This window comes from Streptomyces sp. NPDC007025, assembly GCF_042869455.1.
Classification (GTDB): Bacteria; Actinomycetota; Actinomycetes; order Streptomycetales; family Streptomycetaceae; genus Streptomyces.
The window spans coordinates 172,159-183,736 of record NZ_JBIAFT010000010.1; the positions used below are offsets into that span (position 1 = coordinate 172,159).

General features: G+C 75.2%; 9 protein-coding genes, 1 pseudogene and 1 riboswitch. All 10 genes and pseudogenes read left to right on the forward strand.

Translation table 11 applies throughout. From position 1 onward, the window contains the following. The first annotated feature begins 22 nt into the window (after positions 1-22). The 10 genes and pseudogenes from ACFYMO_RS20695 (at position 23) to ACFYMO_RS20740 (ending at position 11,419) form a co-directional block, all read left to right on the forward strand. Complete coding sequence (locus tag ACFYMO_RS20695; protein ID WP_366770674.1) at positions 23-733, forward strand: GntR family transcriptional regulator; 711 nt, start codon at positions 23-25, stop codon at positions 731-733. Between the two features lie 255 nt (positions 734-988). Continuing rightward, positions 989-1,741, forward strand: a complete 753-nt coding sequence (locus ACFYMO_RS20700; protein WP_366770675.1) for a DUF969 domain-containing protein — start codon at positions 989-991, stop codon at positions 1,739-1,741. After that, positions 1,738-2,706 (forward strand): DUF979 domain-containing protein, encoded by a 969-nt coding sequence (locus tag ACFYMO_RS20705; RefSeq protein ID WP_019357825.1) that lies wholly within the window; start codon positions 1,738-1,740, stop codon positions 2,704-2,706. The genes ACFYMO_RS20700 and ACFYMO_RS20705 overlap by 4 nt, the downstream gene beginning before the upstream one ends. A gap of 21 nt (positions 2,707-2,727) precedes the next feature. Beyond that, positions 2,728-3,399 carry a pyroglutamyl-peptidase I gene (gene pcp / locus ACFYMO_RS20710; protein WP_366770676.1) on the forward strand — a complete coding sequence of 224 codons (672 nt, stop codon included), beginning with the start codon at positions 2,728-2,730 and terminating at the stop codon, positions 3,397-3,399. Beyond that, positions 3,396-4,535, forward strand: a complete 1,140-nt coding sequence (locus ACFYMO_RS20715; protein WP_366770677.1) for a DUF2891 family protein — start codon at positions 3,396-3,398, stop codon at positions 4,533-4,535. The genes pcp and ACFYMO_RS20715 overlap by 4 nt, the downstream gene beginning before the upstream one ends. A 273-nt stretch (positions 4,536-4,808) precedes the next feature. After that, positions 4,809-4,904, forward strand: a riboswitch (cobalamin riboswitch). A gap of 203 nt (positions 4,905-5,107) precedes the next feature. Then, a complete protein-coding gene (locus ACFYMO_RS20720) occupies positions 5,108-6,430 on the forward strand; it encodes a prenyltransferase/squalene oxidase repeat-containing protein (RefSeq protein WP_388547933.1) in 1,323 nt (440 codons plus the stop codon). Positions 6,431-6,549: 119 nt separating this feature from the next. Continuing rightward, complete coding sequence (locus ACFYMO_RS20725; protein WP_388548163.1) at positions 6,550-7,332, forward strand: SCO2322 family protein; 783 nt, start codon at positions 6,550-6,552, stop codon at positions 7,330-7,332. A gap of 3 nt (positions 7,333-7,335) precedes the next feature. Continuing rightward, a pseudogene (locus ACFYMO_RS20730) lies at positions 7,336-8,517 on the forward strand (CbiQ family ECF transporter T component); the annotation flags it as partial. 350 nt (positions 8,518-8,867) lie between these two features. After that, positions 8,868-10,502, forward strand: a complete 1,635-nt coding sequence (locus ACFYMO_RS20735) for an ABC transporter ATP-binding protein (protein WP_388547936.1) — start codon at positions 8,868-8,870, stop codon at positions 10,500-10,502. Beyond that, positions 10,499-11,419: an ECF transporter S component gene (locus ACFYMO_RS20740; RefSeq protein WP_366770682.1), complete on the forward strand. Its 921-nt coding sequence runs from the start codon at positions 10,499-10,501 to the stop codon at positions 11,417-11,419. The genes ACFYMO_RS20735 and ACFYMO_RS20740 overlap by 4 nt, the downstream gene beginning before the upstream one ends. Positions 11,420-11,578: the final 159 nt, after the last annotated feature.

The following is an 11,578-nucleotide window of genomic DNA, read 5'->3' on the forward strand; positions in this document are numbered from 1 at the left end:
CCGTCCACCCAGGGAGACCACGATGACCGCCGACCCCTCCGCCGCCCTGTCGGCGCTCGCCGCCGACCGGGGACTGCTCGGCCGCACGAGCACGGCCGAGCGCGTGGCGGCGATCCTGCGCGAGCGGATCGCCCAGGGGGCCTTCCCGCCCGGCATCCGGCTCTCCGAGGAGCGGATCTGCACCGCGCTGGGCGTCTCGCGCAACACACTGCGGGAGGCGTTCCGGCTGCTGACCCACGAGCGGCTGCTCGTGCACCGGCTGAACAGGGGCACCTTCGTGCGGGTGCTGAGCGACACCGACATCGAGGACATCTACCGGGTGCGCCACCTGATCGAGTGCGCCGCCGTACGGGGGCTGGGCGCGCCGCCGTACGACGTGTCGGAGGTGCGGGCGGCCGTCTCGGCGGGCGAGCGGGCCGCGGCCGAGGGCCGGTGGCAGGAGTGCTCCACCGCGAACATCCGCTTCCACCAGGCGCTGGCCGGGCTGGCCGGGAGCGACCGCACGGACGAGATGATGCGCGGCGTGCTCGCGGAACTGCGGCTCGCCTTCCACATCATGGGCGATCTGCGCCGCTTCCACGACCCGTATCTGACCCGCAACCAGGAGATCGTGCGCGCCCTGGAGACGGGTGACGCGGCGGGCGCCGAGCGGCTGCTGGACACCTATCTGGCGGACTCGCTGCGGCAGCTGCTGGACGCCTACCCCGAAGAGGCGGCGGACGCCGACGCCTGAGGTCCGGCCCGCGTACCCCGCGTACTGCGAGCCGGGCCCGCACGTGGCACGGGCGGACACCCCCGAGCCCCCGGGCCGCAGGCGCGGTGCGCGGGCAGCGGCACGCTTTCCGGCCTCCGCCGTCCGCACACCGAAGGGTCCGGCCGCGCAGCAACCGGAGGATCACGTTCCGAATAAGTGATGCGCCTCACTCTTGTCGGATCGTTCAACAATCCCCTAGCCTCCCGAGGAATTCGCTCACGGAAGGCGGACGAGATGATCGTTCTCCTCGGCGTCCTCGTAGTGGTCCTCGGCTTCGCGACGCGCCGTAACCCCCTGCTCGTCGTCGGCGTGGCCGGGATCGTCACCGGACTGCTGGGCAAGCTCTCCCCCGTCGAGATCCTTCGGACCTTCGGCGAGAGCTTCGCGTCCAGCCGCTCGGTGACGATCTTCGCCATCACGCTGCCCGTCATCGGCCTGCTGGAGCGCAACGGCCTCCAGCAGCAAGCCCGCACGCTCATCGGCAAACTCGGCACCAACCTCACGACAGGGCGCTTCCTGACCCTGTACCTGCTCCTGCGGCAGCTCACCGCCGCCGTCGGCCTGCAGACCATCGCAGGGCCCGCGCAGAGCGTCCGCCCCATGATCGCGCCGATGGCGGAAGCCGCCACCGAGCGCCGCAACGGCGGCCGGCCGCTGCCCGAAAAGGTCCGCGAGAAGGTCCGCTCGCACTCCGCGGGCACCGACACCGTGGGACTGTTCTTCGGCGAGGACTGCTTCCTGGCCATCGGCTCCATCCTGCTGATCACCGGCCTGGTCAACAGCACCTACGACACCCATCTGGAACCGCTGCACCTCGCGCTGTGGGCGATACCCAGCGCCGCGTGCGCCTTCCTCATCCACGGCGGGCGGCTGCTACGGCTGGACCGCGCGCTGGAGCGTGAACTGGTCACCGCGAACGCACAACTGGCCGTCGAGCGGGCGGACGCGCAGGACGGCCGCAGCGAGGAAGACGGGGCTGCCAAGTGATCAAGTCCGAGTGGTTCTTCTGGCTCGTCGGAGCCGTCTTCCTCGCCATGGCGGCGCAGATGGTCTTCGACCGCACCAACCCCAAGCGGCACGGGACCGCGGCCTTCTGGGGCCTGCTGGGCGCCTGCTTCTTCTACAGCACCTGGGTCAACGAGAAGTCCCTGCCCGCCGAACCGCTGGGCGTGGCCGTCCTCGTCCTCATCTGCCTGGGCGGGTTCAACCTCACCGGCAAGGGCAAGCCCGACACCACCGACGAGGGCGAACGCGCCCGGCTGGCCGCCCGCTTCGGCAACAAGCTGTTCATCCCGGCGCTGACCATTCCGCTGGTCGCCATGGTGTGCGCCGTCCTCGCCGACAAGTGGCGGATCGGCGGCACCCCGCTGCTGGAAGAGGGCAGCGAGACCATCCTGGGGCTCGGCCTGGGCGCCGTCCTGGCACTCGGCGTGGGCATGTGGGTGCTGCGCGAACGCCGCCCGAGCGTGCCGCTGCACGCCGGACGCGGACTGCTCGAGTCGATGGGCTGGGCCCTGCTGCTGCCGCAGCTGCTCGCCGTGCTGGGCGCGATATTCCAGGCCGCGGGCGTCGGCGACCAAGTCGGCAAGGTCACCGAATCGGTGCTGCCGGACGGGCAGAAGCTGGCCGCCGTCGCGCTGTACTGCGTGGGCATGGCCGTCTTCACCATGATCATGGGCAACGCCTTCGCGGCCTTCCCCGTCATGACCGCCGCCGTCGGCTGGCCGGTGCTGATCGAGCAGATGGACGGCAACCCCGCCGCCGTGCTCGCCGTCGGCATGCTCGCCGGGTTCTGCGGCACGCTGTGCACCCCGATGGCGGCCAACTTCAACCTCGTCCCGGCCGCGCTCCTCGAACTCAAGGACCAGTACGGGCCGATCAAGGCCCAGGTGCCGACCGCCGGAGCGATGCTGGCCTGCAACATCCTGATCATCTATCTCTTCGCGTTCTAGGCGCCGGGCGGAGCTGAGCACATGTCATCCACCACTTCCACCAGGGTCCTGGTCACCGGATTCGCGCCGTTCGACGGCGCGGAGGTCAACCCCTCCTGGCAGGCGGCCCGACTGCTGGCCGCCGAACCGCCGGACGGACTCGACGTCACGGCCACCGAACTGAGCTGCGTCTTCGGCACCGCGCTGGAGGAACTGCGCACCGCGGTGGACTCCGCGGGGCCCGGCCTGGAACTGGTGCTCTGCCTCGGCCAGGCCGGCGGGCGCACCGACCTCACCGTCGAACGCGTCGCCGTGAACGTGGACGACGCGCGCATCCCCGACAATGCCGGCCGGCAGCCCGTGGACGAACCAGTCGTGCCCGGCGGCCCGGCCGGATACTTCAGCACCCTGCCGATCAAGGCGTGCGTGGCCGCGGCGCGGGCCGCCGGGATTCCCGCATCGGTCTCCCAGACCGCCGGGACCTTCGTCTGCAACCACGTCTTCTACGGCCTCGCACACCTGCTCGCGACCGAACGCCCCGACGTGCGGGGCGGCTTCGTGCACCTGCCGTTCTCCCCGCAGCAGGTGGCGGGCCGCCACCCGGCCCCGCCCTCGCTCTCCGTGCCCGACGCCGTCACCGGGCTGGCCGCGCTGCTCCAGGCGGCCGCCCGCACCACCACCGACCTGCGCGAACCGGGAGGGGCCACACATTGAGCACGGCACCGGACGCGGCGGCGGACCCGGCCCTGCCCGACCACGCGGCGGCGTTCGCCGAGGTGGCCCTGGCCAACATCACCCGCGAGTACCCGAACGCACCCGCACACCTGTACGCCGGGCCCGAGGAACTCGTCCCGCCCCGGCTGCTCCACCCCGCCTTCTACGGCGCCTACGACTGGCACTCCTCGGTCCATATGCACTGGCTGCTGCTGCGCCTGCTGCGCACACCGTGGCGGAGCGGGGACCAGAGGCGACGCACGGCGGTGGTGCGCGCGCTGGACGCCCATCTGAACCCCGAAGCGCTCGCGGTGGAGACGGCCTACCTGCGCGCCCACCCCTCCTTCGAGCGGCCCTACGGCTGGGCCTGGCTGCTGGCGCTCACCAGTGAGAGCGCCGCGGACGTTCCGGAGCACCCGGCCGACGGCGGAACGGCGCTCCCGGACGAGAGCGGTGCTCCGGGCGGGAGCGGCACCCCGGGCGAGAGCGGTGCTCCGGCGGCGCGGCGGCGGTGGCGGGCGGCGCTGGCCCCCGCCGCGGAGACCGTCGCCGACCTGGTCCTGGAGTGGCTGCCGAAGGCGACCCGGCCGGTACGGCACGGCACCCACACCAACAGCGCCTTCGCACTGGGCCTGCTGCTGGACAGCGCCGCACGCGCCGGACAGCCGCAGCTGCTGGCGCCCGTCGAGGCGAAGATCCGCGCGTGGTATCTCCCCGACCACGGGGCCGCCACCCGCTGGGAACCGTCCGGGCAGGACTTCCTCTCCCCGCTGCTCTGCGAGGCGGACGCGGTGCGACGCGTGCTGCCGCGGCACGAATTCGCCGAGTGGCTGGGGCGCTTCCTGCCCGAACTGGACCACGCCACCGGGCCGGAGTTCCTGCCCCCGCCGCACGTGCCGGACGCCGCCGACCCGCAGCTCGGGCATCTGCTCGGGCTCTGCCTCAGCCGGGCCGCGGCACTGCGCGGCATCGCCGCCGCCCTCCCGTCCGGCGATCCGCGGACGGCCGCACTCACCGCTGCCGCCGAGGCCAACCTGGCCGCGGGCCTCCCGGCGGCCGTGTCCGGCGACTTCACCACGGACCACTGGCTCGCGACGTTCGCCGCGCTGGCGCTGGGCAGCGGGACCGCCGGCTGACGACCGGGCCCGCGCGGCCGGGCCGCGCCGCGGCCGGCGGTGCCCCGCGCCCCGAGTCCTCCGCAGCCGGGAGAGGAGCCGCCCGGCTGCGGAGCCGCTCGCGGACGCCGTGACGGAGACGCCGGTACGCGGAACACCCCTACGCGGTCACGGACGCGCGCCCCCGTGACCGGGCCGCCCGCCCCGGTCGCACACCTGCGGACCGGGCCGACCCGACAGCCGCGCGGGCCACCCGGCTACAGTGGCCGACAGCCAGACAACGCCTCCGCCCGGGGGAAGCCGGTGCGAATCCGGCGCTGACCCGCAACCGTGAGCGGTCCGCCACGCCGTCGCGTACGTCCGACACAGATCGCCTCCCGCGATCCGGCCGGCGTCCGCCGCGCGGCACGGCCGGCCGCGAGCCGGAGCGCCCGTGCGGAGGCGGGCTCCTGTGGCCGCCCAGGCCACCGGCCCGTCGAGGTATACGGAGCCGAGCCCGGTGCACCGTGGTGCGGGCCGCGCAGTCGCGGGCCCGCCCGGCGGGGCGGCCGTGCCCGGCTGCGGTCCGCTCCCGTCATCGAAAGGCATCCGCAATGTCACCGCGCCGCCGCCGCGCCACGGTCCTCGCCGCCGCCACCGTGCTGAGCGCGGCCGCCGCACCCGTGGCATCCGCCGCCGCACCGGCCAGGTCCGTCGCGGCTTCCCCGGCCCGGGCCACGGCGTCCGAGCTGCCGGACGGGCTCTACGGAACGGCAGATCCCAAGTACAACGGAGTGTGGCGGCAGTCGATGGCGCTGCTCGCGCTGGACGGCGCGGAGGCCGTCCCCGCGCGGAAGGCCGTGGACTGGCTCACCGGCCAGCAGTGCGCCGACGGCTCGTTCGCCGCGTACCGCGCCGAACCCGGCAAGAAGTGCGATCCGGACGACACTCCGGCGGACGTCAACGCGACCGCGCTGGCCGTCCAGGCGCTCGCCGCCGTGGGCGGCCGGAGCGACGCGGTGCGCGAGGGGCTGGAGTGGCTGGTCTCCGTCCAGAACAAGGACGGCGGCTGGGGCTTCGCGCCGCAGGCCGACTCGGACGCCAATTCCACCTCGCTGGTCATCGGCGCGCTGCACGCCACGGGCCGGAACCCCGCCAAGACCACGGCCGAGGGCGGCGGCTCGCCGTACGACGCACTGCTGTCCTTCCAGCTCACCTGCGGCTCGAAGGGAATCGAGGACGCCCCGGGCGCCCAGGGCGCGTTCACCTACAAGCCGGACAAGAAGGGCAGGCTCGCGCCGAACAACGACGCCACGGCGGCCGCCGTCCTGGCCGCGCTGGGCGAGGGCGCGCTGCCCGAGCCGCCGGCCGAGAACGCCAAGAACACCCCGGTCACACCGCTGAAGTGCGCTTCGAGCGCGGACCAGGAGAGCGGAGAGGGCGTCCCGGGCGGCCGCAAGGCGGCCGCGGGCGCGGGTGCCGCCCACCTGGCGGCGACGCTGAAGAAGAACGGCGGTCACTTCACCTCGGTGGCCCCGGGCTCCTCGGACGAACAGCCCGACTACGCGAACACCGCGGACGCCGTCGTCGCGCTGGCCGCGGGCGGACACCGGGACGCCGCCGCCACCTCACTGTCCTGGCTGGCCGACAACCTCGACAAGTGGGACAAGGCACGGAAGGATCCGGCCGCCATCAGCTCCCTGATGCTGGCCTCCCGTGCCACCGGCGGCGATCCCGCCGAACTCGGCGGCACCGACCTGCTCTCCCGTCTCAACCGCACCGGCCCGAAGCCCGCCAAGATGCCCGAGGACGAAGCCGCCGAGCAGAAGGACTCCGGCGCCACCATCCCCATCTGGGCCTTCGTGCTGATCGGCCTCGCCGTCGGCGCCGGATTCGGCATCCTGCTCAGCGGCCGCCGCAAGAGGCAGCAGCCGTGAGGGCCCGGAACCCCGCCGGGCGCGGCGGATACGGCACGGCCGGCCGGAGCGGCACCGGGACCGGCACCGGACCGGGGGCCTGCCCGCACCGCGGGACGGCCACGCACCGCGGGACGGTCCTGGACGGGCCGGCGGCGGCGCGGAGCCGGGCGCCGAGGTGGGGCGCGTCCGCGACGGCCGCGCTCGCGGGCCTCGTGGCGCTCGCGAGTCTCGTCCTGCTGCCGTCCCAGGAGGCACGCGCCTCGGCCGCGCGGCAGCCGGCCGCCGAGTCGAGCGGCTACCGGTACTGGTCCTTCTGGCAGCGACAGGAGGGCGGCTCCTGGTCGTACGCCACCGAGGGACCGGCCACCCAGCGCCCTGAGGACGGGGACGTCCTGGGCTTCCGGTTCGCGCTGAGCGAGGACTCCGACCAGGCCGACGAGCCGCGCGGCGCCGTGCGTTTCGCCGCCGCCTGCGACGGGACGAAGGCCGGGAAGGAGAGCAAGCGGGTGGCCGTGCGGATCGACTTCGGGACCCGCGCCGACGCCCCGGGCGGCGAGTCCGGGGACCCGCCCGCCGCCCGTACCGGCTGCGCCCGCATACCGGAGAACGGCACCGCGGCCGACGCCCTCGCCAAGGTGGCCTCCCCGCTGCGCTACAACTCCGACGCCCTGCTGTGCGCCATCGACGGCTACCCCGCGACGGGATGCGGCGAGCAGGCGAAGGGCAGCGGCGGGAGCGGCAAGAGCGAGGACGGCGACGGCGACAGCGCGGCGGACACCGGGAGCCGCAGCGCGGACGGCGAGGCCGACGGCGGCCGGGGGGACGGCGCGTCGACCGCTGTGGGCGTCGCGGCGGGCGCGGCGGCCGTGGCGATCCTCGGCGCCGCGGCACTGTGGCAGGCCCGCCGCCGAAAGCGCTAGCCGATGCCCCGCTCCACATCCAGAGCAGCGCTCTCCCGGGCGGCGGCCCCGCGGCGGACGGCGCGCCCGGCAGAGCGCGGGGCGGGTACCGGAGCGGTGACCCGCTCTCCTCTGCGAGCACCGCTCTCCACCCGGAGCACCGCCCTGCACCCGGGTGCGTGGTGGCTCTGGGCCCTGGGTCTGGCCACCGCCGCCTCCCGCACCAGCAATCCCCTCCTCCTCGGACTGCTGATGGCGGTGGCGGGCTATGTCGTCGCGGCCCGCCGCACCGACGCGCCCTGGGCCCGCTCCTACACCGCGTTCCTGAAGCTGGGACTGCTGGTCCTCAGCATCCGCCTCGTCTTCGCCTTCCTCCTCGGCTCTCCCATCCCCGGCAGCCAGGTACTCGTAGAACTCCCGGAAGTGCCGCTGCCCGACTGGGCCCGCGGGGTACGGATCGGCGGACGGGTCACGGCGGAGGGCATGGTCTTCGCGCTGTACGACGGGCTCAAGCTGGCCACGCTCCTGGTCTGCGTCGGAGCCGCGAACGCGCTCGCCAACCCGGCGCGGCTGCTGAAATCCCTGCCCGGCGCCCTCTACGAGGCGGGCGTCGCGGTGGTGGTGGCGATGACGTTCGCCCCGCACCTGGTGGCCGACGTACGGCGGCTGCGCGCGGCCCGGCGGCTGCGCGGGCGGGACGACCGCGGGCTGCGCGGGGTGGCGCAGGTCGCGCTGCCGGTTCTGGAGGGCGCGTTGGAGCGCTCGGTCGCGCTCGCGGCAGCGATGGACGCGCGCGGCTACGGCCGGACGGCGCGCGTTCCGGCGGCGGTGCGCCGCACCACCACGGCGCTGACGCTCGGCGGGCTGCTCGGCGTGTGCGCGGGTACCTACGGCCTGCTGGCCGCCGCGGGCGCCGGGTTCGGGTTGCCACTCCTGCTGGCGGGCCTGGTCCTCGCGCTGGCCGGGCTGCGGCTCGGCGGCCGGCGGGCGGCCCGCACCCGGTACCGCCCCGACCGCTGGGGAGTCCGGGCCTGGCTGGTGTCGGCGTCCGGTGCCGCCGTCGCCGCGCTGCTGACCGCGGCGGCCAGTGCGCTGCCGGACCCGATGAACCCGCCGGCCGTCCCGCTGGCCGCGCCCCCGTTGCCGCTCTGGCCCGCCGCCGCCGTCCTGCTCGGCCTGCTGCCGGGCTTCCTCGCACCCGCCCCGGCCCTCCCCGGGAACGGGCCCGGTGACCGGTCCGGTGACCGGTCCGCCGGCGGCCGCACACCCGCCGGCGCCCGCCGCGCACCCGTGCCCGACGCACATTCGGCCGCACCGGCCACCGAACACCCCCGAACAGCCGAAGCCGAAGACGACCGCGACAACGGCCGGGGCAGCGGCAGCGACCGCACCGGCGTCCACCCCGACCGCACCGCCGACCACAGTGCCGACGCCGGCGCCGACGGCAGCGGGCGCGGTCCGCACGAGCGGGCGGCCGGACCGTACGCGCGGACGGCGCCCAGAGCCCGGATCCCGCGGGCCCTGCGGGACCGGCAGCACGACGAGGAGAGCACCCGGTGATCACCTTCGAGCAGGTCAGTGTCGTCCACGACGGCGCGGACGGCCCCGCTTTCCCGGTGGTGGACGCCCACATACCCGAGGGCGAGCTGTGTCTGCTCGTCGGCCCCAGCGGGGCGGGCAAGTCCACCCTGCTGGGCACCGTCGCAGGTCTGGTCCCGCACTTCACCGGCGGCACCCTGCGGGGCCGGGTGACCGTGGCGGGCCGCGACACCCGGACCCACAAGCCACGCGAACTCGCGGACGTCGTGGGCACGGTCGGCCAGGACCCGCTGGCCCACTTCGTCACCGACACGGTCGAGGACGAACTGGCCTACGGCATGGAGTCCCTGGGACTGCCGCCGGGGACCATGCGGCGCCGCGTCGAGGAGACCCTCGACCTGCTCGGCCTCAACGAACTGCGGGACCGCCCGATCGCCTCCCTCTCCGGTGGCCAGCAGCAGCGCGTGGCCATCGGCTCGGTCCTCACCCCGCATCCCCGGGTGCTCGTCCTCGACGAACCCACCTCGGCGCTGGATCCGCCCGCCGCCGAGGAGGTCCTGGCCGTGCTCCAGCGGCTCGTCCACGACCTGGGCACCACGGTGCTGATGGCCGAGCACCGGCTGGAGCGCGTGGTGCAGTACGCGGACCGGATGCTGCTGCTGGCGCCGGACGGCGAGCGGGGCGGGGGCACGGACCCGCGGGGCACGGCCCGCATCGGCGATCCGGCCGCCCTGCTGGCGGTCTCCCCGGTGCGGCCCCCGGTGGTGGAGCTGGGCGAACTGGCGGGCTGGGACCCGCTTCCGCTGTCGGTACGGGACGCCCGCCGCCGCGCGGACACGCTGCGCCGGCGACTGGCGGACCGGCCCGCGCCCGCGGCGGCGGACTCCCCGGCCGCAGAGGTCCGACCGGTCGCCGAGGTCTCCCGGCTCGGCCTGGTCCGCGACCGCGTCACCGCGCTGCACGAGGTCTCCCTCACCCTGCACGCGGGGCGCACCACGGCGCTGATGGGACGCAACGGCGCGGGCAAGTCGACCCTGCTGAACACGCTGGTGGGAATGCACCGGCCCACCTCCGGCCAGGTGTCCGTCGGCGGCAGGACCCCGCACCGTACGCGGCCGGCCGCGCTGCTGCGGCACGTCGGCCTCGTCCCGCAGGAGCCGCGCGACCTGCTCTACGCCGAGACCGTCGGCCGCGAATGCCGGACCGCGGACGCGGACGCGGGCGCCGCACCCGGCACCTGCCGGGCACTGGTCTCCCGGCTGCTTCCCGGAGTACCGGACAGCGCACACCCCCGCGATCTGTCCGAGGGACAGCGGCTGGCCCTGGCGCTGGCGATCGTGCTGACGGCCCGGCCACCGCTGCTGCTGCTGGACGAACCGACCCGGGGGCTGGACTACGCGGCCAAGTCCCGGCTGGTGGTGCTGCTGCGCGAACTGGCGGAGCAGGGCCACGCGATCGTGCTCGCCACCCACGACGTCGAGCTGGTGGCGGAGCTGGCGCACCGCGTCGTCGTCCTCGCACAGGGCGAGACCGTGGCGGACGGGCCCACCGACGAGGTCATCACCTCCTCGCCGGCCTACGCCCCGCAGGTCTCCAAGATCCTCGCCCCGCAGCCCTGGCTGACGGTCGGCCAGGTGCGGGAGGCGCTGTGAGCCGCCGTGCCGCGGCGCCCGGCACCGGGCGCCCCGACCGGGCCGTGCGCGCGGTGCGGCTGGGCCCGCGGTCGGTGGTGGCGCTGGTGCTCACCAGCGCCACCGGTGTGGCGGCCTTCGCCTGGCCCCTGCTGGCCGACCGGACGTCCGGGCTGGCGCACTCGCGGGACGCCCCCTGGCTGTTCGCGGCGCTGCTCCCGCTGCTGCTGGCGGTCGCCGTGGCGACCGTCTCCGAGACCGGGCTGGACGCCAAGGCCGTGGCGATGCTGGGTGTGCTGGCGGCGGCGGGTGCCGCGCTGCGGCCGCTGGGGGCGGGCACGGCAGGCCTGGAGCCGATGTTCTTCCTGATGGTGCTCTCCGGCCGGGCGCTGGGGCCGGGCTTCGGGTTCGTACTGGGTGCCGTCTCGATGTTCGCCGGGGCGCTGCTGACGGGTGGGGTGGGCCCCTGGATGCCCTTCCAGATGCTCACGATGGGCTGGGTGTCCATGGGCGCCGGGCTGCTGCCCGCCCCGGCCACGCTGCGCGGCGGCCGGGAGCGGGTTCTGCTGGCCGGCTACGGCGCGGGGGCCGCACTGCTCTACGGGTTGATCATGAACCTGCAGGGCTGGCCCTACATCGCGGGCCTCGGCTCGGGCATCTCGTTCGTGCCCGGTGACCCGCTGCCGGAGAACCTGGCCCGGTACGGGGCCTACGTGCTGGCCACCTCGCTCGGCTGGGACGTGCCCAGGGCGCTGCTGACCGTGGTGCTCACCCTGACCCTGGGGGGCACGGTGCTGCGTGCGCTGCGCCGGGCCACCCGGCGCGCCGCCTTCGAGGCGGCACCGGTGTTCGCGGAGCCGGCCCCGGACCGGGGCGAACCGGCGGGCGGCGCGGCCTCCGCGCCGCCGCCGGGATCCGGGGGATCATCGGCGGGGTGAGGTCCCGTGTTCCTGCCCGACCCCGACGGGCAGGAACACGGGTCTCTGGGCGAGCCCGCGGTCTGCGAGGCTCGCGGCTCTGCTTCCCGGCGGCGCGGCCCGCCGCCGGGGCCGGGACGTCAGGTGCGGTCGGCGAGGGGTCGCCGGAGCCGGTTTCCG